The sequence below is a fragment of the Providencia sp. Marseille-Q8014 genome (assembly GCF_965112055.1).
Genome location: NZ_CBCOPT010000001.1, coordinates 1318365 through 1341366, shown reverse-complemented (window position 1 = coordinate 1341366; position 23002 = coordinate 1318365). Strand labels below are relative to the sequence as shown.

18 protein-coding genes and 1 tRNA gene are annotated in these 23002 nt (G+C 36.3%); 5 read left to right on the top strand and 14 right to left on the bottom strand.

From position 1 onward, the window contains the following. Positions 1 to 73 precede the first annotated feature (73 nt). Positions 74 to 502 (top strand): hypothetical protein, encoded by a 429-nt coding sequence (locus tag ACWPW6_RS05790; protein ID WP_196713404.1) that lies wholly within the window; start codon positions 74 to 76, stop codon positions 500 to 502. Positions 503 to 1193: 691 nt separating this feature from the next. Here ACWPW6_RS05790 and ascB read toward each other — a convergent pair. Continuing rightward, a complete protein-coding gene (gene ascB / locus ACWPW6_RS05785; protein WP_163860854.1) occupies positions 1194 to 2624 on the bottom strand; it encodes a 6-phospho-beta-glucosidase in 1431 nt (476 codons plus the stop codon). A gap of 492 nt (positions 2625 to 3116) precedes the next feature. Beyond that, positions 3117 to 3260 carry a hypothetical protein gene (locus ACWPW6_RS05780; RefSeq protein WP_154635554.1) on the bottom strand — a complete coding sequence of 48 codons (144 nt, stop codon included), beginning with the start codon at positions 3258 to 3260 and terminating at the stop codon, positions 3117 to 3119. 1709 nt (positions 3261 to 4969) lie between these two features. Between ACWPW6_RS05780 and uidA the strand changes: the two genes are divergently transcribed. Both uidA and uidB read left to right on the top strand, forming a co-directional pair. Next, a complete protein-coding gene (gene uidA / locus ACWPW6_RS05775) occupies positions 4970 to 6781 on the top strand; it encodes a beta-glucuronidase (protein ID WP_154622915.1) in 1812 nt (603 codons plus the stop codon). Then, positions 6778 to 8178 (top strand): glucuronide transporter, encoded by a 1401-nt coding sequence (gene uidB, locus ACWPW6_RS05770; RefSeq protein WP_250000191.1) that lies wholly within the window; start codon positions 6778 to 6780, stop codon positions 8176 to 8178. The genes uidA and uidB overlap by 4 nt, the downstream gene beginning before the upstream one ends. A 196-nt stretch (positions 8179 to 8374) precedes the next feature. On the opposite strand, the gene ACWPW6_RS05765 is transcribed toward uidB, so the two are convergent. The 5 genes from ACWPW6_RS05765 to ACWPW6_RS05745 form a co-directional block, all read right to left on the bottom strand. Continuing rightward, positions 8375 to 9790, bottom strand: a complete 1416-nt coding sequence (locus ACWPW6_RS05765; protein WP_154635555.1) for an NAD(P)/FAD-dependent oxidoreductase — start codon at positions 9788 to 9790, stop codon at positions 8375 to 8377. A 1137-nt stretch (positions 9791 to 10927) separates the two neighbouring features. Beyond that, entirely contained in the window at positions 10928 to 11500 is a 573-nt protein-coding gene (locus tag ACWPW6_RS05760; protein ID WP_154622038.1) for a hypothetical protein, read from the bottom strand. Positions 11501 to 12216: 716 nt separating this feature from the next. Continuing rightward, complete coding sequence (locus ACWPW6_RS05755) at positions 12217 to 12423, bottom strand: hypothetical protein (protein ID WP_250000189.1); 207 nt, start codon at positions 12421 to 12423, stop codon at positions 12217 to 12219. 414 nt (positions 12424 to 12837) lie between these two features. After that, positions 12838 to 13593 (bottom strand): YnfC family lipoprotein, encoded by a 756-nt coding sequence (locus ACWPW6_RS05750; RefSeq protein WP_154635574.1) that lies wholly within the window; start codon positions 13591 to 13593, stop codon positions 12838 to 12840. 532 nt (positions 13594 to 14125) lie between these two features. Further along, positions 14126 to 14202 (bottom strand) — tRNA-Arg (locus ACWPW6_RS05745). Positions 14203 to 14389: 187 nt separating this feature from the next. On the opposite strand from ACWPW6_RS05745, the gene folD reads away from it, so the two are divergent. Further along, positions 14390 to 15247: a bifunctional methylenetetrahydrofolate dehydrogenase/methenyltetrahydrofolate cyclohydrolase FolD gene (gene folD, locus ACWPW6_RS05740; protein WP_154623451.1), complete on the top strand. Its 858-nt coding sequence runs from the start codon at positions 14390 to 14392 to the stop codon at positions 15245 to 15247. Between the two features lie 18 nt (positions 15248 to 15265). Continuing rightward, the gene (ybcJ, locus tag ACWPW6_RS05735; protein ID WP_154623452.1) at positions 15266 to 15478 is read left to right on the top strand and encodes a ribosome-associated protein YbcJ; all 213 of its coding nucleotides are present in this window, start codon (positions 15266 to 15268) and stop codon (positions 15476 to 15478) included. A 263-nt stretch (positions 15479 to 15741) separates the two neighbouring features. On the opposite strand, the gene ACWPW6_RS05730 is transcribed toward ybcJ, so the two are convergent. From ACWPW6_RS05730 to ACWPW6_RS05700, 7 genes are all read right to left on the bottom strand, one after another. Further along, the gene (locus tag ACWPW6_RS05730) at positions 15742 to 16890 is read right to left on the bottom strand and encodes a hypothetical protein (protein WP_154623453.1); all 1149 of its coding nucleotides are present in this window, start codon (positions 16888 to 16890) and stop codon (positions 15742 to 15744) included. Positions 16891 to 16918: 28 nt separating this feature from the next. Next, positions 16919 to 19516, bottom strand: coding sequence for a fimbria/pilus outer membrane usher protein (locus ACWPW6_RS05725; protein ID WP_250000187.1), 2598 nt, complete (start codon positions 19514 to 19516; stop codon positions 16919 to 16921). A 74-nt stretch (positions 19517 to 19590) separates the two neighbouring features. After that, entirely contained in the window at positions 19591 to 20343 is a 753-nt protein-coding gene (locus ACWPW6_RS05720) for a fimbrial biogenesis chaperone (RefSeq protein WP_250000186.1), read from the bottom strand. After that, positions 20343 to 21071 carry a fimbrial biogenesis chaperone gene (locus ACWPW6_RS05715; RefSeq protein ID WP_250000184.1) on the bottom strand — a complete coding sequence of 243 codons (729 nt, stop codon included), beginning with the start codon at positions 21069 to 21071 and terminating at the stop codon, positions 20343 to 20345. The genes ACWPW6_RS05720 and ACWPW6_RS05715 overlap by 1 nt, the downstream gene beginning before the upstream one ends. A gap of 5 nt (positions 21072 to 21076) precedes the next feature. Beyond that, a complete protein-coding gene (locus ACWPW6_RS05710) occupies positions 21077 to 21682 on the bottom strand; it encodes a fimbrial protein (protein ID WP_247048039.1) in 606 nt (201 codons plus the stop codon). 16 nt (positions 21683 to 21698) lie between these two features. Then, entirely contained in the window at positions 21699 to 22250 is a 552-nt protein-coding gene (locus ACWPW6_RS05705) for a fimbrial protein (protein ID WP_257759757.1), read from the bottom strand. After that, positions 22234 to 22959 carry a fimbrial biogenesis chaperone gene (locus ACWPW6_RS05700; RefSeq protein ID WP_454209440.1) on the bottom strand — a complete coding sequence of 242 codons (726 nt, stop codon included), beginning with the start codon at positions 22957 to 22959 and terminating at the stop codon, positions 22234 to 22236. The genes ACWPW6_RS05705 and ACWPW6_RS05700 overlap by 17 nt, the downstream gene beginning before the upstream one ends. Positions 22960 to 23002: the final 43 nt, after the last annotated feature.

Genomic DNA, 23002 nt, shown 5'->3' with positions numbered 1-23002 from the left:
CTACTTATGCTATCTTAAAATAGCCTAATTCATAAGTAACTATTATTTATAATAATATAGAAAGAGTAACGCCATGAAAAAGAATATATTTTCATATTTAATTATTGCTCTTATTGCTGGAGGATCATTTGTTGGAGGTATGATGGCTAATTATACCCCAGATCTTGATATCGTTAAAAAATCGCAAAAGGCTGTAGAGGACTTCCTCCCTTTTCCAGAAACGGCTGAGTATAAAAATGTGAATTACTATGAAATTCGTGAAACTCTTGATCATGGTATCCTTGGGTATGTATGTGGTGAAGTTCTTATCTTTAAAAGTGAAAATTCTTTTAGTTATAAAAGGTTTCTTGTCAAAACGTATATGCATAAAGATGGAAGAAACGTCGTTTCTATCCCTTTAATTGATCGCTCAGATAAAATTTTTCCTAGTGAAAATTTCAATTTTATCTGGAATCAATTCTGTCACGAAAGACCTAATAAAGAAGAGAGCAATAGCAGATAAAATTATTAACAATATTTAATTTTTTCTGTGTTTATACACCATTACCCTTATCTTCGAATTCTCTTGGTTATTGTTGATTTCTTTCAATTCATGTCGATTTATTACAGAGATAAAAAATCAACAAATTGAATTTAAAAGAAAATTTAGCATAAGTCAGTGTGAGTTAACTTAATAATATTAACACTTGAAATGTATTTTGATACATAGATCACATTTTTATCATCCAAATTATATTGTACATTAGTATCCAGATAAGGGATGAGTGATGACAGCTGATCATTCAATCACAGAAATATTATGATATTGATAACATGGCATGCTTATATCATAGCAGATAAAGATACAACCAATTTACAAACACGCTATGCAAAATAATGCCTAAGTAAAAAAATAGCGAAATTATTGCCAAACAATAATTCAATGAAGTTAATCACGAGCCTCTCACCAAGAAGCGTATATTAAAGAGTGAAAAAGATAACGCATGATAAAAGAGCGCTCTAGACATCGAATTCACTCACTTGGCACTTTAAAGTTGCTACAAGTATAAGTAAATCTGACATCATGTATGATATAGTAGTGAAGAAAATAACCATAATACCGCTGTAAATTAAATCATGTAGTAGTGATTTCATTTAGTTAGAGTCCCTAAAGGGACTCTTTTTTTTATCTACAAAATATAAGAAAGTGTAATTTACTCTAACTCTCGACCATGCGTCTGTATTACTTTCTGGTACCACCAAAAGGATTTTTTACGTATTCGGGCTAATGAGCCATTTCCGTGATCATCTTTATCAACATACACAAATCCATATCGTTTACTCATCTCCCCCGTAGAGGCAGAAACCAGATCAATACACCCCCATGAAATATAGCCCATAACCGGTATACCATCCGCAATCGCTTCCGCTAATGCTTGGATATGTGCTCGATGATAGTCAATTCGGTAGTCATCAATAATTTCACCGTTTTCATCAAGCTTATCGTGAGCCCCTAAACCATTTTCAACTAAAAACAACGGTTTTTGATAGCGATCGTAAAGCATATTCGCTGTTAGCCGTAATCCCAAAGGGTCTATCCCCCACCCCCAATCACTATGTTGAATATAGGGAGAGGTCAATGATTTTTCAGCGTTAACTGACTGATTTTCATCTCTTTCCATATCCGATGCAGCGCAACGAGAGGCATAATAGCTGAAAGACACAAAGTCCACTGTATTTTTAAGAAGTTGCTCATCTCCTTCCACTATTTCTAGCGAAACCCCCTTTTCACGAAAAATACGTTGGGCATAAGCAGGATAAATACCACGTACCTGTACATCAATAAAAAACAAGTTTTCACGATCCTTTTCCATTGCCGCCCACACATCAGCCGGTTTAGGAGACCAAGGATAATAACCTCCGCCCGCTAACATGCAGCCAACTTGATTTTTGGCGTTAACTTCATGAGCAATCTTAGTCGCTAATGCACTTGCAATTAATTGATGATGGGCAGCCTGATATTTCACTTGCTCAATATTTTCATCTGCTTCAAACCATAATCCAGAAGACGAAAAGGGGGTATGAAGTAATAAATTAATTTCATTAAAAGTGAGCCAATATTTAACTAAACCATCAAAAGCTTCAAAGCAGGCCTTGGCATAAGTTGTGAAAAAATCAATCATCTTACGTTCACGCCATGAGCCATATTCAATCACCAAGTGCATCGGCACATCAAAATGACACAGGGTAACCAGTGGCTCGATATGATATTTTTTGCATTCATTAAATACGGCTTGATAATAAGCAATACCTTCTGGGTTTGGCGTAGTTTCATCACCTCGTGGAAATAACCGACTCCATGCAATTGAAGTTCTAAAAACCGAGAACCCCATTTCTGCCATTAAAGCAATATCACTTTTATATTGATGATAAAAATCAATGGCATCATGACTAGGATAATATTCATCTCTTTGTAACTGAAACCGTTTTTCTCTACCGATTTTTATGGGATACCTTTTTTCTCCATAAGGAATAACATCTGCGGTACTTAAGCCTTTCCCTCCTTCACTATAAGCACCTTCAGCTTGATTCGCTGCCATTGCTCCTCCCCACAAAAAACCTTGAGGAAATATCGTTTCAGACATGGTTACCCTCATATTTAAATAAGTTAACTATCTTTTTCAAAAATAGTAGATTCTATTTATTCCATCTAATTGTGGAATAATAATTTTAATAGGAGCACAAAAGTAAATTATTATCAAAATATAAACCAAGATAATATAATTAATATTTTATATAAATATATTTATAAGCCCACAATCACTTACAAGAAAACTAACAATATATCGTCATTGAAAACAACTCAACAATGAGAAATAATTATTTTTTGTGATTTTCCACACAAAAATAATCCATATCAAAATGCTTTATTTAATAAGATAGCCAAGAGATCAATTTATATTAAAAATAAATGACAGTCTTACAACGCTGACAAGGCAGAGAAAAGAGGAAAGAAAAAACACAAATAATTGATTTTATTAGAAACAAACCACAAAAAACCATAACATAGTCATTGATTGGGTAAAATTTATAAATAAATTTCACCATCAATGATAACACTTAAGTTAACATCAAAATTAATAGACGAAGAATAGTGTTAACAACGCACTGACATCACCAATAATATTAGTCTGATAAAAGAACTCAAATGGCGTACAAACCATTTTTATGCTAGAAGCAATGGAGTAGCCTAATAGTTCTGTCATATCAATAGATGGCATAATCTGTTCCTTGTTATCGAAAACATTACAATAGTGACATTGATTGTAATAATCAATCAGAATAGTGTTAAAATGCCGTGCTGTACTTTTAAAACCACATAAAAATCACTCGCTATAACGAAGTGAATACCCTTTTCGTTTACGCTTACTTTTAGCTATTATCTTTTCTTTTCAATGTGGACTCACCAATAACCGCATAAAATTACAACTTATCTAAAATAAAGCAGCTATGTATTAACGATGCTGTTTTAAAATCCCCCCTCTAAACAGTCATTAATAGAATACTTATATTAAATAGACAAAGTATTTAAACATAATAAAATAATTGTGATATTAATCACTTTCTAAATAGTTAAAACACACTAGGTAGTAACACTTAATTGTTTGATTTGTATTTTTTCATGAAAATAGGCCACAGCAACACACTAAAAAATTACATAAAATAACAATTTCTTTTCAAATCAATCGATTAAAATAAATTATACATCAGGTAATAAAACAAAATGTGTAATTAAAGTTCCATACCTTAATGTAATTATCAATATTATAAATCATTTTACCCATCATTTGAGTTAAATGTGCTAAAAAACAACAATTCTGATAAGTGATTTTAATATTAAATAGCACGAATAGCTAATAAAAGCTTCAATATTTTATTTAAATCATATACACTCATCGCGGAACTATAAAAAGGAATTGTTATGTTTAAAGTTATTGAATCATTTTTTAGTGAATTGTCTAATGCAATGACGGCAAATAGCCGGCGTATTATTGTCACCATTCTCGCGGTTGCAACACTCTTTACTACAGTTACAGTGGAGGCCATTAATATCTATTTTATTGCTGCATTCTTATTCATTAGCTTTTCCTTATATCTACCTGAAATATATAAGTTTATAATGAACAAGATAAACTAAAGATTAGCCAGATAACACACATGCACTTATTTTTTGTTATTAGTTAGCAACTTATTACGTATTAACACCTAATTCACTTTATCCTAATACAAAATACAATACGTAATCAGTAAAAACAGCCAATATAAGCCGTCACTAATAGCACTAACAGGAATAAGAAGGATAGATGTTCACTCTAGTCTCGGTGACAGACTAAAACCACGCCTACTTTAAGTTTCCTTAAAAAATTGACATGGGCGCACTGTCCCACTCAACGAATCATGCCTGACCTAGTCCCTGAATATAATTGGTTAACCAATTATACATTAAACACTTAGCGATAAACTCTATCAGAATAGCAGCCTATTTAAATTTAATCATAGCTATTAGTCATATTTTATAAGTGAACACTCAAATAAACCATAATACTAAAAAAGAACTCATAACATCATACTCTTATGATCTTCCGCTTCAAAAACAAAAAAATAATACATTTAAATATCAAATAGATACAGGCAAAAACCTCTTTAATGAATTCAATCAAATTTATTAAAATCACGATAATTTATAGAGAAATTAAATAATAAAACCACTTATTAATAAACTTCATCTTTAAATAAAAGTTTAATTATTTGTGATTTATTCCACATAATATTAATGATTTTTTTTTAATACATGATCCACTCATCAAATTTTACCTCTTTTCATTTTTCATAGTTGTATTCCTCATAGCGCACACCTAAAAATTGGTAAACCAAATAACAAAATTGATAAACCAAATTTATTCCATCCTATTCGAAAGGAAATAATAAAATGCTACGCCCTATTGAAACATCAACCCGAGAGATCAAAAAACTGGATGGCCTTTGGTCATTTTGTTTAGATACAGCAGATCTCGGTATTACCGCACAGTGGTGGAAATTTCCTCTGCCTGACCACCGAACCATTGCCGTACCGGGGAGTTTTAACGACCAATTTGCGGATAACACTATTCGTAATTATGTCGGAAATGTTTGGTATCAGCGCGAAGTCTACATTCCAAAAGGTTGGGAACATCAAAGAATCATCTTACGATTTGATGCCGTAACACATAATGCCATGGTATGGCTAAATGACCATTTCCTAATCCAACATCAAGGAGGTTATACCCCCTTTGAAACTGATATTAGCCACTTAGTTTCAACAAATGAAAAAGTACGAATTACCGTTTGTGTCAGTAATGAACTCACATGGCAAACCATTCCTCCTGGCATAGTGACTCATGACGAAAATGGCAAAAAAACACAAGTTTATTTCCATGATTTTTTTAACTATGCCGGAATCCATCGTAGCGTCATGCTCTATAGCACGCCAAGAGTATTTGTCGACGATGCCATTATCGTCACTGAGCTATCCGATGATAAAAGCCAAGCCTCAATTCATTGGGAAATCATCGCTAATGGTGAAGTCGCCATTGAGTTATACGATCAAGATAAAAAATGCGTTGCTTTTGGGAATGGCAAACACGGTGTATTGCAACTCAGCTCACCTCACCTGTGGCAGCCGGGTCATGGCTACCTCTATACCTTGAAAATATTCGTTAATGATGCAAATCACTATGATGAATACCCTCTAAAAATCGGTATTCGCTCATTAAACATAAAAGATGAGCAGTTTTTAATTAATCATCAACCTTTTTATTTTACTGGGTTTGGGCGACATGAAGATGCGGATATTCGCGGAAAAGGCTTTGATTATACGTTTATGGTACATGACCATGCATTGATGAATTGGATTGGCGCCAATTCTTATCGTACCTCTCACTACCCCTATGCCGAAGAAATGCTTGATTGGGCAGATGAACACGGCATTATCATCATCAATGAAGTGGCAGCAGTCGGACTTAATTTAACTCTTGGTGTTAGCTCCGATGTTTGTCAGAAACCCCCCGTATTATTCAGTGATGAAACCGTCAATAGCGAAACCCAGCAAGCCCATTTACAAGCGATACAAGAGCTCATCAACCGCGATAAAAACCATCCTAGTGTCGTCATGTGGAGTATAGCAAACGAACCAGACTGCCAAGCCAAAGGCGCTAGAGCATACTTTGAACCATTAGTGCAAGCCACACGCAAACTTGATCCCACTAGACCCATTACTTATGTCAATGCCATGTCTGGAGACATTGAAAACGACATGATTATGGATCTTTTTGATGTTATTTGCCTAAACCGTTACTACGGGTGGTACCTAAAAAGTGGCGATTTAGAACGCGCCGAAAAAGCACTAGAAACTGAATTATTACAATGGCAAGAGAAGTTTCATCGCCCCATCATTATCACGGAGTATGGGGTCGATACCCTGCCCGGACTGCATTCCATGTATACCGATATGTGGAGCGAAGAGTTCCAATCTGCTTGGTTGGCAATGTACCACCGCGTTTTTGATCGCGTTAAAGCGGTTACTGGCGAACAGGTATGGAACTTTGCTGACTTTCATACCGCACAAGGTGTTTGGCGTGCTGGAGGTAATCGAAAAGGGATTTTTACTCGAGACAGAAAACCTAAAGGCGCAGCTTATTTATTAAAAAAACGGTGGAGTGAAATGAATTATGGGCAAAAACCTTTTCAAGGAGAAAAACAATGAATCAACAACTCTCTTGGCGTTCAATTATTGGTTATGGCCTAGGAGATGTTGCCAATAACTTTGCCTTTGCTATGGGGGCAATGTTTTTACTCAGTTATTATACCGATGTCGCCGGTATTGGTGCCGCAACAGCAGGTACCATGTTACTGGTTGTTCGAGTTTTTGATGCTTTTGCTGACGTTGCCGCTGGTCGTATTATTGATAAAACGCATACACGATGGGGGAAATTTAGGCCTTTCATCTTATTTGGTTCTGCCCCATTAATGTTCTTCAGCGTGCTGGTTTTTAGTGTTCCAACCGAATGGGCTCATAGCGATAAGGTCATTTATGCCTATGTCACTTATATGGCCTTAGGTGTTTGCTATAGTCTAATCAATATTCCCTATGGTTCCCTTGCTACGGCGATGACACTACAACCATTATCCCGTGCCAGATTAGGTGCAGCCCGAAGTATTGGGGGAGCCGTTACGGGTATCTTCCTGACACTTTTAATTACTCCTTTTGTATCAAGTGCTGGCGCTAATATAGCGTCAATTGAGATGGAAAAGGTCTATTTTTACGTGACATTAGGCTTAGCTTTCTTTGGTGTAGGGCTCTATTTTGTCTGTTTTAAATCTACCAAAGAAATTATTGTTAGAACTGACGTTCAACCATCACTAAAAAATAGCTTAAATACGATAAAACAAAATAAAGCATTAATGATCTTATGTTCAGCCACAATATGTGTGCTCATTTCAGGTTTTACCGTCAGTGCTTCATCTCTATTCTATGTTCGATATATCCTCAATGACGTAACCTTATTCCCTATTATTTCATTAGCTCAAGGGATATTTGGTGCAATCACTTCAGCCTTGATCATGCCTATACTCGTTGCTCGTTTTGGCAAAAAAAATACATTTCTAATCGGTGGAATGATAGCCATCCTCGGTTATTTGATCTTCTATTATCTCTCGATATATCCACCAATGATTGCCCTTACCTCATATACAATAGCATCCATTGGGATGGGGATCGTCGTTACCGTATTATGGGCAATAGAGGCTGATACTGTCGAATACGGAGAATATAAAACAGGTATTCGCATTGAGGGCCTAACATATTCTTTATTCTCTTTCACTCGCAAATGTGGCCAAGCCATTGGAGGGTCAATTCCTGCCTTTATTCTCGAATACAGCGGTTATATTGCCAATCAAATACAAACACCAGATGTTATTTTTGGCATACGTATGTCAATTGCACTTGTACCATGTATTTTCATGTTACTCGCATTTGTGATCATCTGCTTTTATCCGCTGACTGATAAAAAGCATGCAGAAATTGTTGCCGAAATTGAATTGAGAAAAAAAGAAAAACTTGAGCAGGTCGAGACGGTAAAAAGCGAGTCATTAACGACATAGTCACTATTACATTTCACGGATCGGTTGAAATAGCGCCCGATTTAACTGATCCGATTCTTAAAATAGCAAATCCATCTTGTCACAATCAAATATCAATAAACGCATTGGCGCCCAAAGTAACATCTAGAGATAAAATTATCATTGAGTATAAGTAGAAAAGCCCTCATAAAGAGGGCCATCATCAAATAAGTTTTATCTAAAATCGATAAAGACTGAATGGTTTCACATCTAATGCAGGTTCTTTACCAAGCAGAAGATCTGCGGTAATTTCTGAAGAGACTGGACTTTCTGTCATTCCCCAACCTGTCGCCGTATTGATAACGAGGCCTGGATACTCATTAACTTGTGAAATGATTGGGTTTTCATCCGGCGCTATCGCCATAGCACCACTCCACTGATCAATAAGCTTAGAATCTTTAAATGCAGGGAATTCAGTTTTCAGCTTCTCGAGTGAAGCATTTAGCTCAGGGATATCTGGCAGTGCAGTCATATTTCGATACTGTTCGAACGGCGAAACCTCGTCTAAATTCCAATGTGTTGACTGCATAAACGAGTTAATTAACTGTTCGTTTAGTGAAATATGCACAGGGAAGTCAGGCATTGACAGTAATGGCAAATATTTATATCCATAAATAAAGGATTCTTTGACAACCGGAGCCACAATAACACGCGGAGAAGTGGCATAAGTGCCATCTGCTTGCTCGCGGAAGAAAATATTGCCCGGTAAAGCGACATTTCCACCTGGCGCAGTAGGTGAACCACTAATTAATTGTTGAGACTGATAAGCAGGTAATGTTGGAACGTCAACATTAAGATTTTGCATAAAGAGTCTAGACCATACCCCCCCTGCTACAACGACTCGTGAGGTTTTTATTGCCCCTTTCTCTGTCACAACATCAGAGATAACGCCTGCTTGGGTCTCTAAACCTCTCGCCGCACAATTTGTGTAGATTTTAACGCCTATCTTTTTAGCGTAATCAGCCATCACAAAGGTTGCAATTTCAGCGTCTAAACTACCGGAATCCTCTTCAAAACCAGCAATAGTCCAATTCGATGTAGCTCCGCGAAGACGTTGATTTAGTTCAGCACCTTCAATCATTCTGGTTTTAAAAGGAATATCGGAACCAACATTTTTGCTTCTTGCATCAATCCATTTTTTAACATTTTCTAAATCCTCTTCATCAAGAGGTACTTCCACTCTTCCTTGTGTACGATAACTGGTATCAACGCCGACTTTTGCATTCATTTCTCTCCAGCGCTGTTTACCAATATGGTGAAGGAGGAATGTTTCGTCAGGCATTTTATAAGTGATAACTTGGCCATAGAACCTAGAAGATTGTTCTCCCGCGATATTTCCTTTTTCTACGATCACAACAGACAATCCCCTTTCAACAAGGTTAATTGCCGTCATAATGCCTAAAATACCGGCACCAATAACGACAACATCTGCCTGCTTAGGTAGTGCTCCGGGAGTTCCTTCAACAAAACCATGTCTCGGTGTACCTGGAACAAATCGACCTTCACGCGTTAACATTGGCGTTAAAATTCCTGCACCGCCAGCTACAGCGACAACAGCCCCGCCGATAAGAAACTTTCTTCTCGTTATTGCCATTTAAATATCCTTTCCACAGACAAACTATATATCGAAATATAGTCATCACTTAATAATATTTGTAATGCAATTGTATTCCAAATTTAAATAAAATTAAATTTATTTGTTAAAAAATATTTTATTGAATGTTTATTCAAATAATGAAATTGATATAACGACAGGATATTTCCGAATAAAATCCGAGCAATTATCCAAACTAAAGCCTGATAAATTAGGCATTAAGAGTTTATGAGGAATATAACCTTAACGAGATACAACAAATAAATTATAAATCACTATGATTAAATATTTATTCACATAAACATGTAAAAATAAGCAAACAAAATAAACCTTAAAAATAACATAGGTATTATTTTTAATAGCATAATGTTTATAAAACGATCACTGCTATGTAGATTTGAAATAAGCGTTCACTCATTCTTGCTCATTAAATTGACGATATCTATCACTGAACACATAAATAAAATCCGCCTCCCTTCTATAGGGGTAAATACTTAAATCCTTTATTGGAACGCTTTAATTTTATGCTGATTGTTTAATGAATAACCATGGATATTCTCATGAAATTGTTCATGAGGAAGTTGAATAAGAGTCATCATTAAGTAAATACACGAATAAACGGTAGCAATTCTTTTTTGCCTACCGTTTATTTATTGAGCTTTTTGCGTTTTTTTGAGGCATTGTTTTAAGGTATTGTTTTAAGGTATTGTTTTGAAACAGAGAGGGGATATCACTCTTTAGATAAAGGCAGGCCATCATCAACTATTTGCTTATTTAAAATAAATCCTTTGTACCATGCCTTATATTAAGAATAATATTGATACTAAAATAACCGTAGTTATTAAAGAGATATTGCTCGATTTCCAGCACAAGTGGCGTATATCAATAGTAATTTCAATACCGATATTGTTTCACTATAACATTCCTGTCAGAACGCCCACCGGATTATTCTCGACAAGCCGCTTATTACTCCTACGTTGATTGTTCTCTACATCACAAAAACCATATACTGAATATGGTTTTTATCACTTAAAACGATTTCTATGAGTTAGGGGAAATTTTTCCGCCTAACGCATTTTAGATACGAACAAGGCTATTTAGATTATTTTTCTAAATACCCTTAACCTGTCAGCAAAATTATGACTGGTATTTTTTATAAAAATTTTCACCGCACATGACTTTAATAAAGTCACCACTCACTGTCGTGACAGATAGAGGCTTATCTTTAGCAACATAGATAAATTGCTTTCTGATCTTATCTTCTTCTTTGACCGCTTTTACTTGGCCATTCTCCATACGATCAGAATCATAATTCACACAATAACCAAGTGTATTTGATGATTTCTTATCCTTAACCACCATGATTTCATTATATTTAAAACGATAGCCTTGGTTTTCTTTAGCCAATTTATCTTTGGCTTTATCACTTCTGGCAAAAGGCGAAGATAAACGATTCACCGCATCCGCATATTCAGCATCCATTTTATGACTGACAAATTGCTGATCCGCTGAATTCGCCTTACTGTAAACAACACCTTGCTGGGTTGTTTTTATGCTATACGCTTCCCAGTCTTCTGATTCTTTAACAATAGAGCTAGAATCAGTCAAGATATTGGCGAATTCGCCCCACATATCTTTATTTGAACTACAGCCTGTAACTAGCAGTGTAGCAGCGCTAAGTAGAGTAATTGGTAGAATATGTTTTTTCATTTTGATCCTAAAAGTTATAATTAATACTGCACAAATAAATTGTACTTAATGATATCTTTAAAGATTTTTTATTGTATATAGTAAATATATAATCTGCAAACATACTGATTATCATTGTCCAATGATTAAACTAAAACAAAGCGCTATATAACGAAATAAATTTAGAATAAAAACCAATAATTCCAATTTAATTCGCAGTATAAAAAAAACGAGTGTCATCAATTTTAATTTAGATATTGATTCTCACAGAAAGCTAGCATTATAGTGACTTAGCTCTTATTCCCCAGATTAAACCCTGACAAAAATTTGATAAAAATTTGACATAGGAGCAAGATGAATAAAACATATAATGATGGCTTTATTTATATCTATTAATTACCATAGGAAAACAAATTTATCGGATATATCTTAATTAACTTAGATTTAATCTAACCGTCACTATCTATCGTTTTTAACATAGCGTACTACTTCAATAATTCTTGTCATCGATCTTAATCATCATTTTGTTTTATTTGCTAAGAGAGAGAAAGATGTCTAAAAGGTAAATAACTTTATCTTTTTTGGGTAAGCCATTGATAATCAGGAAGTATATCTTATTTTTACAGCAAATAGTAATAGCCCTCAAACTGAATTTGAGTTAACACTATTATTGATAAAATTGATTCGAGCAATCGGCTCATGAGCAGCTATTCCATTGCTGCATATTCTCTTATTGCTTATTCCAAGTGATGACATCCAGTATTAGATTCATTATCGCATAGTGCCAATTGAGTTGTTATCCACTGGCAAAATACTTTTGTTAGGAGATGATTTTCACTTTCTTGATGAATTAACCATGCCCAGTTAGCTCCCATAATACGCTGTTCAGCTAAAGGGAATAACGGTCCTATTGCACATGCCTTGTAGGCGGGTAATTGACTCATAAGGCCCACACCAAGCCACTGAATAACAGCATCGAATAACAAACTGGGATCTGAAAAATTTAAACTACCAGTGTTTGTCCTACATTTTCGCCACCACGCATACTTCCATTACGCCAATTCATCGAATTAATTTGATTTTTGGTATTGATCTAAGCGGGGAATGCCAATAGCTAATTGCAGCAACATACTGTGCGTACCGATATGAAAATCTAGCCCTATCTCCGAGAGTACTAGACTACGTCTTTGACGAAAAATAGCGATTATTCAAGAAAGCGGCCTAAACGAGCTGTGAGCTTCAAACACGCATCACGCATTTAAAGGCGGTTAATATTTTAACATCGCTGACAAGCCTATCTAATCAACACTCCGCTAATTATATCGCCAGATTTTATAGGCTTTGTCATCACCCGCAGCTCAATAGAACGTCACCTTTGTGGTGCTGTTTTTTTTCAGATGGATCTTCTTACCATTCGAGTCGAGCGTTAGAACAAAATTACATTGAGATGGAATATTTTGATGATCATAATGACACTTAGAATCGACTTGCAATATAGTCTGACCTAAAGCCCGAATTTCCATTAAATGGTCAAAAGCTTTGCTCATATCTTTACCATAGGTGATTCTAGTTTCAGAAATGACATCATCACCTTTGTAATATTTTATTGCGATAGGCAATTTAAACTCATTGTAAATATTTTCACCAAATTTTTCTTTGGTGTCAGCCAGTATTGAACCGGTAATAAAACCATCTTTATTGTATTGATATATCAATTCACCATTAGTGTCCTTCCTTGATATTATCTCACAGTTATTACCTATGGTCATTTCTACTGGCCCATTAGCATCCATACCTATTAACTTATTTTTTACTCTTTCTACAAAAAGGTAATTATGAAGACCACTCAGGTACTCATCTTTTTTCTGATTTAAGCTAAAACTCTCTACACAACCATCACGGCCAATTTTTAATTTTGATTCATAGTTGATAGTCTTATCTTCATTATAAACCGTTGATTTTATTTCTTTAACATTACCTTTGACTGGATTAAAGTCATATAACTCTGCCATGTTGAACACAACAGGATTGTACTCTTGTTTGTCAAATGCTGAGGATTCAAAAGATATAAAAAAAGTTAACGGTACAACTAACGCTATATATTTATTATTCATTTAATTTTACACCTTTAATCTACTAATATGCTGTGAATCATTCTTAATTATAATCATGTTGATTTATTGTTAATATTGTCGATTTTTATAGGCTGAAAATAACATAGGTAAATTTACTTAGAGCAAAAGATTTCAATGTATATATTTAAAAGTACGTATTTTTATTACGCTATTATACTCATAAATTTAACAAATTATTGTAAAAAGATCATTAACGATAAGAGCTTTGAAGGTTATTCTTGCGGTATATAAAAAGCTTAGAATTCAATAGAAAAGCGGTTATTTATTGGTAAAATTCCCCTTGTGAAGGAAAAGATTGCCAGCTGCCCTTTAATTTGAACACTTTATCTGTCTTAGCGATTAGACTCTTTTGAGCAAAAACCGCAGTGCCTAATCAATCATTCTTTCTAATTATGCCCACACATACGTAGATTTCAATAGGCTAAGTCACCCTAAATATAGGGTAATAAAACTAATTTATTGATTTATTTTAAGTTTTTAAGGGAGTTAGTAAAATCGGGGAACATCGAAATGGTACGCCCTACAGGGTTCGAACCTGTGACCTACGGCTTAGAAGGCCGTTGCTCTATCCAGCTGAGCTAAGGGCGCATCGAAAAATGCTTCAACCTATCTGGCTGATAGCGTGGGATTATACGGTTGCTACGCGCTGAGTCAATGAGTTTTCTCTACTAAAATAACTATCTGCTCATTTTATGTTACAGATAGAACTGACATTAACGCGAACTTCTGACAAAATAGAGGTATCCCCAAGTCTCATTTATGGATTAAGTCACAGATGTTAGCAAAAATTATTGATGGGAAAACGATTGCGCAGACAATTCGGCAGGAAGTTGCCCAAAAAGTACAACAACGCATAGAACAAGGAAAACGCGCCCCTGGTCTTGCAGTTATCTTAGTCGGTGCAAACCCTGCTTCACAAATTTATGTTGGTAGCAAACGTCGCGCCTGTGAAGAAGTTGGTTTCCTATCTCGTTCTTATGATTTACCAGATACAACCACAGAAGCAGAACTCCTGAAACTGATAGATGATTTAAACCAAGACCCTGAAATTGATGGTATTTTAGTTCAATTACCGCTTCCAGCAGGTATTGATAACGTAAAAGTCATTGAGCGCATTCATCCAGATAAAGATGTTGATGGGTTCCATCCGTATAATGTTGGTCGTCTATGCCAGCGCGCACCTCGTCTGCGTCCTTGCACACCAAGGGGGATTGTTACCCTATTAGATCGTTGTGGTATTAACACCTATGGTCTAAATGCCGTTATTATTGGTGCTTCAAATATTGTTGGTCGCCCAATGAGCTTAGAACTTCTGCTTGCTGGCTGTACAACCACAGTAACCCATCGTTTTACGAAAGATCTCGAACAACACGTCCGCAATGCGGATTTATTAGTTGTTGCTGTCGGTAAACCTAACTTTATTCCCGGTGAATGGGTCAAACCTGGCGCCATCGTGATTGATGTCGGTATTAACCGCCTTGAAAGCGGTAAAGTGACAGGAGATGTTGACTTTGATGAAGCTTCAAAACATGCATCTTGGATCACCCCCGTTCCTGGCGGCGTAGGGCCGATGACAGTCGCAACATTAATCCAAAATACGTTACAAGCGTGCGAAGAGTATCACGATATTTAATTTAATCAGGGAGCTGTCATGGATATTTTTAAACTTGAAGGTCACCCACACATTGAATTGTGTGATTTGCTGAAAATAGAAGGCTGGGCGGAAAGTGGCGCAATGGCTAAAGCGATGATCGCTGAAGGTTTAGTTCAAGTTGATGGCGTGGTAGAAACGCGTAAACGTTGCAAAATCACCGCTGGAAAAATCGTCTCTATGGACGATCAAAAAATCAAAATTCAAGACTAGTTAAAAAATAATAAAGTAAGCTGATCTTCCATTTCGGCTTACTTTTATATTTCACGTGCTATTTTTAAGCACGATCATACATAATGATACAACCAAGTAATACAATTATAAAAATAGCGATTTATCATATAATGAATCAAATCACTGAAGAACCAACCCCTACATAAAATGAGTATGTTTCGATCACCCCTTCCCTTTACTTAAATCATATTTGTAAAAATAGTTTTATGCACTTCTCTGATTATCGTATTGCTTTAAAACACTTATTTATAGACAACATCAAGCTCCGCGGTTCCCGTTGCTTTACCTGGTTTTTCAGTGCCATTAGGGCATAACGACCAAACGAGAGGTTGCGTCTGTGAAGCTCCGGACGTATTCGCCCCCAATAGCATAAAATTTAAACCTTGGTTCTTTTCTGAAAAAGGAATGCTTGACGCTCTATCCAAACAACCAACAGCGTCAGTTGCTGCATTACTACCTATATAACCGCGGACTAATCCTCCTATTGTGCCATCACCATAATGCAAACTAATTGCATGAGTTCCCACTAACATTGATGGCGCGACAGGTGTTCCAGAAATACCAATTTGAAAAGCTCGGCCATTATTAATGCCACAGTTAACCGTGATTGAAGATGTCGGATTAATAACAGGCAGCCCTTTTGTCGTATCGAATGTCACTTCTGTCGGCGTAGATATAGAGCAAGGGGGATAACTAACGGTTAGTGTTCCACCTTCAAAAATTTGTTGGTTGACTAAATCACCGTTACTTGTAGCCGCTTTTATGAGATAAAGATTCGGTAATGTATAAGACCCAGGCTTTGCATTAGGCCCTACATATAAAAAGAGTTTACCTTGTATTGAAGCCTTATTATTTTTTTTCTGTGGATTCCATACGTGATCCGTTGGTTCTGGCCAAGCAGAGCCACACCACATTGCAGATGGCACTTGTGTTGGAGTGACAGTATAACTACCGTTACTACTCCATGTGCCTTTTACAGTAATATCTTTATAATTTGCAGATGCGGGTTGCGCTCCAGCGCCAACTGACGCTACCCCTGTTGCATTGGTACTTTGGAGACCAATAATGATATCTTCCGCGACTTTATAACCTTTCATATTACCGACAACAGCTTCATTCGAATTTGATAAACAGTTGTATGCTGTTGAGGATGTATGCACCGCAAAACCATCGGCCCTATTTGCCGCAGCTGAGAATGCACTACTAATTGATGTTAATGTAACTTCTGCATTTACATTACCAAGCGATATAACACTTTCACCCGGTGTCGCGTTAATATTGACTGCCAATGCAGAAGAAGGCATAAAACTAAATGCTATCACTGCGCTAGTAACATATTTATGAAGTACTAAGCTCATAACGGCTTTATATTTTAAATAATGATATTTCATAATCAGTCAAATACCTTAATGCGTTTTGTTATTTTACCGGAGCACATGTGTAAGTTACTTGGCGTATTGGTTGATCGACGTCTAACGTCACATTCGTTAAATCAAAGCTAACCGTGCATTGTTTTTCTGCGGATTCCCCCCATTTAACGAGAAGTTTCCCTTTTTCCGGCAATCCAGTTAAATAAACTAATCCTGCATCACCCACAATGCTGCTGTAGTTATCCGTTGTATGTTGGAGACTGGCTATGGCACCAAACGGAACTGGACTATTATTTTTAATAATCGTCATTAATACTTGGTAGCCTTTTTTGGTCGTGAAATTAACGGGGACAACAGCCCCTTTACTTGGATAGATATTGATATTCGTTTGCGCCACATCGACATCATCAGGCAATGTCGTTGGATCGATACTAATGCTATTTCTTCTATAATCGGAAAGGTAAGGCGCTATACCATAACCTCTCCAGTCAGAACGAGCAGACCCATTATTAATGCTGACATCCGGTGCATCAGGTAAGTAAACCAGAGCTACCGATTCCCCCATATTTTTTGCTAATGTCAGCCCACCAGAATGGAGTAATAAGCCGCCATTTGCGTTCATATTAAATGTTTGAGTCTCACTGCTATGACTATAGCCAGCAGTAACGCTGCCCTTACTTCCTTGGTAACCAACGTTAATATTGCTGTTATTAACACCGTCTTTGTTTTCCCAACTTTGGGAAGCGCTATAGGTCAAATCACCACTCATTAAACTGCCATTAATCCCTGTTTGGATTTGCGATCGTCCATTATTATCGCGAGTGTAGTAGCTAGTTGAATAAATAGACTGTAAAGACTCCGAGTGGCCAAATATGCTAAATGGGATACTTATATTAAAGGAAATTTGCCTATTTTCAGGCCAACTGCCATTATCATCTTTAATTCTATCGATACTATAGTTAGCACCGTAACTTATCCCCTTATAATTATTACTGTAGCCAATCGAGCCACCCGTTTGCGTTCTAGAACTCCCCCAATAATCATCGCGAGTTGCTCGCACATAAAGGGTTCCCCAATCTCCCATGCGTTGACTGACTTGAGTTTGAAAACTACTACGCCGTCTTTGCATTGCCCATGGGTAAACGCCCTCTTCAAGCTGATAGCCTTCAGAGTTAAATTCACTGAAATTATAATAATTGCGTGTTGAATAACGTAGTGCAGTAAGGTCAATGGAAGTTCCAGTGCTCATCATACTTTTCGAGTAACGAAGACGATAAGATTGCCCCGTTTTTCGTGAATCACCGTTTAGTTTTGCAATAGATGATGTAACATCAAGTGAAACAGCACCTATACTGCCTAATGAAATTCCCGCCCCTATGTTGGCCGCTTGATAGTCTTCAGCCGCTAATACACCACCATAAACCGTTGTATCATTCGGTAATCCGTAAACCGCCGTGCCTAATAAAAACTCTGCCTCACGAGAACTATTAGTCACATTTCCATCGTAGCGGCCAGCAGTAATTTCATATTTCCAACCACCAGGCCTTAACATCACTGGTAATGATGAATAAGGCACAATAAATTTTCTCTCTGTGCCATTCGCTTCAGTGATGGTGACATCATAGTCCCCTGAAAGCCCAGCTTCTTGAATATCATTAATATAAAAGGCGCCAGGCGCGACATAGGTTTCATAAATAACATTACCATTTTGACGTACAGTAACCCTTGCATTACTGTTCGCAATACCTTCAATAGGAGGTGCATAGCCACGTAATTGACTGGGTAGCATCTCTTCACTGGAGCTTAATTTTAAACCGCGAAAAGGAACGCTATCAAAAACATCCCCCCCAGTGTTATTTTCACCCACTAATAAAACTGAACGTAATGCAAATAATTCACGATACAGATAAGTATTGGTAAAACGCGTATAACGTTGATGTTCCTTCTTTTGCGCTTGACCATCCGTATTCTGTTGGCTATGAGTAATGGTGCTACGTAAACGCCATGCCCCGGCATTAAGACCGGCTCTCACCGTTGCAAAAAAATTATCGCTTTTTCTATTTGAACTCAGTTTTGATTTATTTTCAGTATGTCCATAGCTGAAACTATAATTAGCCATCAGTGCAGGTACGCCATAATCCAGCAAATCAGGATCTAATGATTCGTTATGACTTGCTTTCATGGCGACTTGAGGGATGCTAATTTCTAATTCCAAAATAGCGATATTAAAATGCGTCGATGCATCTGGAATTAATGCCGATAAGTTATCAATAGAATAATTTTCTGGTAAGTCTTTTGTTTTTGGTAATTGTTTAATGTTCACCCCATATTTCTCTAAAAATGCGGGGGTTAATACAGGTGATACAACTCCCTGATTATTTTCCTTGAATGTAACGGGCAGTTGCCCAATCCCAACTTGGTTTATATAAACAGAAACGAGATATTCACCCGGTGCAATACTGCCTTTTTTAGCATAGGCAGATAAGTCAACTTGATCCGTTTCGCCCATCGCTTGTAAAAATGCCGGATCAAAATAATCCTCTGCTACCGCAGAGTGAATGCTTAACATCAAGCACAACGCAATAGGATGCCATACAAATTTAGTAGGACTTACGCAAACAGGTGATATGTGCTTATTTCTATTCATATTTATATCCATTGACTTATCAATAGCAAAATGAGGCCTAAAGCAGTAAGTGCTCTTTTTTACTTGTTTTCATTTCAATAAAGAGAACTGAATAATGACAATTCGCTCGTATATTGCTGTGTTACCCCACCGTCCCGATCAATTAACGTCCATATCAGTTCACCTGTGGTATTTTCAGGTAATGGATATTGTTGTTGCCCCATTGGTGGAACCATTTCAAATAAAGATGAGGGGTCTATAATGTTATTTCCCACCTTAATTGAATCGAAAGTCACATAATAAGGTGTTGGGTTTTTTACGACTAAACGACCTTTATCTCGATAAAAAACGAGTTTCTTTGATATTTCATCATCACTATATTTTGGTAATCCATCTGGTCGATAAAACAGTTTTAGATGGTTTTGCGTTGCAATAATAATTTGTGATCTTGCTGCATTACCCTCTTCTTTTTTCTGATTCGGTATTGCTCTTATATTAAGAGTAAATAATGACTCACGATCTTTGGGCATTTTATGGTTAATCGCTTTAATCATTAAGACTACTGAGTCTTTTTCATTAACTTTTTCTAATGGTGGCAGTACAATAAAATCAGGTTTCTTTTGCCCGCTGGCATTTGGTTCTGTTACCTGAGACTGCAATAAATAAGCCATATTGCTGTAATTAGTCACTTTAAACGCGACGCCCTTTTGAGCAGACTCAGGATAAATGACTCTCGTGGATTGCATTGCAATTCCATCATATTTAAGCACGTTTTGGCTGTTTGATGTGATTGGCAATAGCCATATAAAATGAAAAAATAACAAAGCACGCCATGATGAAAATTTCATTATTTTTTCTCTCCACCTTTCAAGGCTTGATGGTATTCTCGACTTTCTCCACCAAAATCATTCATCACTCTCCAAGTTATATCTTTAGCCTCTTGGTTAATTTGGTATTTTATGTCTGAAAAAGGAGCAACCATCATTCCTGCACTTTGATTATCTATTTGCTTTCCATTTACCTTTAGTGAAGAGAATGTCTGAAAATAAGCCGTTGGATTATTCACAATCAAGACATTTCCTTTTTGCTGATAAGTCAGCTGTGATGGTGCCTGATTTACGTCGCTAATAATATTTTCGGGTCGGTAAAATAACTTAATAACCATTTGTAAGCCAAAAGAGACTTGCGAATAACTTTCACTACTTTCTGTTAATTCATTCTTTGGTACGCTTGGTATCGCTAAAAAACTTAAATAAAAAACAGATTCTCTATCAGTAGGTAGATGCTTTATTTGATTAGGCATAATCACTACTGTATTTTGGCTTTGTGATTCCATTCTAAATAAAGGTGGATTCACTAAAAAAGGTGCTTTTTCTTGACTGTCAGGTGAAATCAATGCATTAACCTTAACTAAATAGGTATTATTGCTACGATTTTCTATTGTTGCCTTTGTGCTCTTCGCCGTCCCTAAAAAAATAACACGTGTTTGGTTCAGCAATACGCCGCCATCCGCAATAGCGATATTAAATATGCAACTAAATAATAAAGTTAATAACACTAAAAAAAGTTTCATCATTATTTTCAGTCATAAAAAAATTGAAATGTTACTGTGCTATGGAGTTTTCCACCTTGTAATTCACCGCTACAATTCCCACATGAAATTGTTGTCGTAAACGGTATTTTCGTTTTATTTAATATCGATAATGGGCTATTAGCCGTCCAAGTCGCATTAATCCACCCTGTTTCAGCTAAATTATTATTTGCTTTGAAATAGCTGTTTCCCTCTGTAGTGAGTAAAAAACCATATCCTTTCGCTGTTGAACTGGCTGAATTTACATATAAAGGGCTACCACCAAGTGTTAAGCTTTCACCTGATACTTTAATTTTAGGTGTATAGTGAGTTAAGCTTTTACTATCACAATTAATAAAATCTAAGGTAAATTTTTCTTGTACCGCTGTTCCATTCTTCACATTCGAGGTCAAAATACTTGCGCCGTTATTAAATTCAATAATCGGCTGGCTGACACTAATTTCGCATGTGCCTTGAAGATACTCCGCTGAAAAATGAATGCGAATTGGCTCTGCTTTTACTAAGGCTATATGCCCCAGATAGTTTAATGTAATGACCAACAAAGCAAATTTCATAATCCGCTGTAATTGTTTATGCAAGATGAAAAAATTCTGCACAGTTGCCCCTTACTTCTCACTGAAAAAGAACGGTAAATGTAATATTGGCTTTTAAAAAATCAGGAGTAACCGTGTTCTCTACGCTGACAAGCCCAATTTCAAAATACTCCGTACTTGAGAATTGATTCGATGAATTTAATGGTGTTAAGGCAACCTGCTTACCTTGATTTTCTAATGCGTCATCATTATAAAAATCATTTAATCCACGTGTTTTTATCTTCCGCTGGATCATAAATCCTGTTCCATTAGGAGCGCCGTCTAAAAAAACTTTATTATTACCGCTATACGGCGTTATGCCTTTTAAACTTAATAACGGTGTTGTATTCCCACCTTCACATGAAACTTTTGCTGTAATCGGTTGTATTTCAACCGTTGTTTTTGCCGTTGGAAAATCGGTAACACTGTAAGGCTTAAAATCCAGTGACTTTTCTGATAACTCAATAGCGCAGCTGCCATCAACTAAAGACGCTGATAAATCGATTTTTGCAGTACTCTCTGCATGAGCATGACTGATATTTACCAACATCAATGCCAGAAATATCGATGACAGTTTATTGAACCGAGCCATTGAATTGATCCCTTCCGCCAAAGTCATTGATTGCGCTCCACTGCACCTTGCCTTTTTGGTGAATATCTTGATACACCACATCACTAAAAGGGGCGATCATGGTATTACCTAATTTGGGATTAAGCTTAATCAATTTATTAGCCACTTTAATTTCACTGAGTGTGATGTAATAAGGTGTCGGGTTGGCCACTTTTAATCCATTAGAGTGCAGAGAGAATTTCAATAACCCCATCGCCTCTTTTTGGCTAATAGAAAACTTAACAGGTCGATAAAATAGTTTGATCGTATTTCCCGTTGCAATTTGCAATGTCCCTGCCAAGTTAGGATTTGCTTTATCATCAAGCTTATCTGTTGCTGGTAATGCTATTGCTCTAAAATAAAAAATAGATTCACGATCTTTTGGTAAATCATTTTTAATTCTGAGAATTTTAACCTGATTTAAATTATTAGGTTCCAAGCGAAACATAGACGGTGTTGTCACAAACTTATCTTGAGCGACTTGTCCTTGTACATCACGATAAATTTGTGTACGAATTAAATATGGCGTATTCGAATTGTCTTCGCTTTTGATAGTAATGTTCGCACCTACATTGTCCCTACTCTCATTATAAATAATGCGAGTTCCATGCAATATAATCCCCGCTATTGCTGAGGTTGAACTCAGTAATAATAACATTGTTCCAATCATGCCAAATACTTTTACTATCATATCCCTACACCTAATAATTTATTTCACATTAAAATGAAGCGCA

What these genes read in the sequence shown, in the direction of transcription:
- uidB (WP_250000191.1), top strand. Translation starts at nt 6,778, where the DNA reads ATGAATCAACAACTCTCTTGGCGTTCAATTATTGGTTATGGCCTAGGA.
- ACWPW6_RS05755 (WP_250000189.1), bottom strand. Translation starts at nt 12,423, where the DNA reads ATGAGTCAATTACCCGCCTACAAGGCATGTGCAATAGGACCGTTATTC.
- ACWPW6_RS05720 (WP_250000186.1), bottom strand. Translation starts at nt 20,343, where the DNA reads ATGAAATTTTCATCATGGCGTGCTTTGTTATTTTTTCATTTTATATGG.
- ACWPW6_RS05765 (WP_154635555.1), bottom strand. Translation starts at nt 9,790, where the DNA reads ATGGCAATAACGAGAAGAAAGTTTCTTATCGGCGGGGCTGTTGTCGCT.
- ACWPW6_RS05705 (WP_257759757.1), bottom strand. Translation starts at nt 22,250, where the DNA reads ATGGCTCGGTTCAATAAACTGTCATCGATATTTCTGGCATTGATGTTG.
- ACWPW6_RS05790 (WP_196713404.1), top strand. Translation starts at nt 74, where the DNA reads ATGAAAAAGAATATATTTTCATATTTAATTATTGCTCTTATTGCTGGA.
- ACWPW6_RS05715 (WP_250000184.1), bottom strand. Translation starts at nt 21,071, where the DNA reads ATGATGAAACTTTTTTTAGTGTTATTAACTTTATTATTTAGTTGCATA.
- ACWPW6_RS05750 (WP_154635574.1), bottom strand. Translation starts at nt 13,593, where the DNA reads ATGAATAATAAATATATAGCGTTAGTTGTACCGTTAACTTTTTTTATA.
- ACWPW6_RS05780 (WP_154635554.1), bottom strand. Translation starts at nt 3,260, where the DNA reads ATGCCATCTATTGATATGACAGAACTATTAGGCTACTCCATTGCTTCT.
- ACWPW6_RS05725 (WP_250000187.1), bottom strand. Translation starts at nt 19,516, where the DNA reads ATGAATAGAAATAAGCACATATCACCTGTTTGCGTAAGTCCTACTAAA.
- ACWPW6_RS05700 (WP_454209440.1), bottom strand. Translation starts at nt 22,959, where the DNA reads ATGATAGTAAAAGTATTTGGCATGATTGGAACAATGTTATTATTACTG.
- folD (WP_154623451.1), top strand. Translation starts at nt 14,390, where the DNA reads ATGTTAGCAAAAATTATTGATGGGAAAACGATTGCGCAGACAATTCGG.
- uidA (WP_154622915.1), top strand. Translation starts at nt 4,970, where the DNA reads ATGCTACGCCCTATTGAAACATCAACCCGAGAGATCAAAAAACTGGAT.
- ACWPW6_RS05760 (WP_154622038.1), bottom strand. Translation starts at nt 11,500, where the DNA reads ATGAAAAAACATATTCTACCAATTACTCTACTTAGCGCTGCTACACTG.
- ybcJ (WP_154623452.1), top strand. Translation starts at nt 15,266, where the DNA reads ATGGATATTTTTAAACTTGAAGGTCACCCACACATTGAATTGTGTGAT.
- ACWPW6_RS05730 (WP_154623453.1), bottom strand. Translation starts at nt 16,890, where the DNA reads ATGAAATATCATTATTTAAAATATAAAGCCGTTATGAGCTTAGTACTT.
- ascB (WP_163860854.1), bottom strand. Translation starts at nt 2,624, where the DNA reads ATGTCTGAAACGATATTTCCTCAAGGTTTTTTGTGGGGAGGAGCAATG.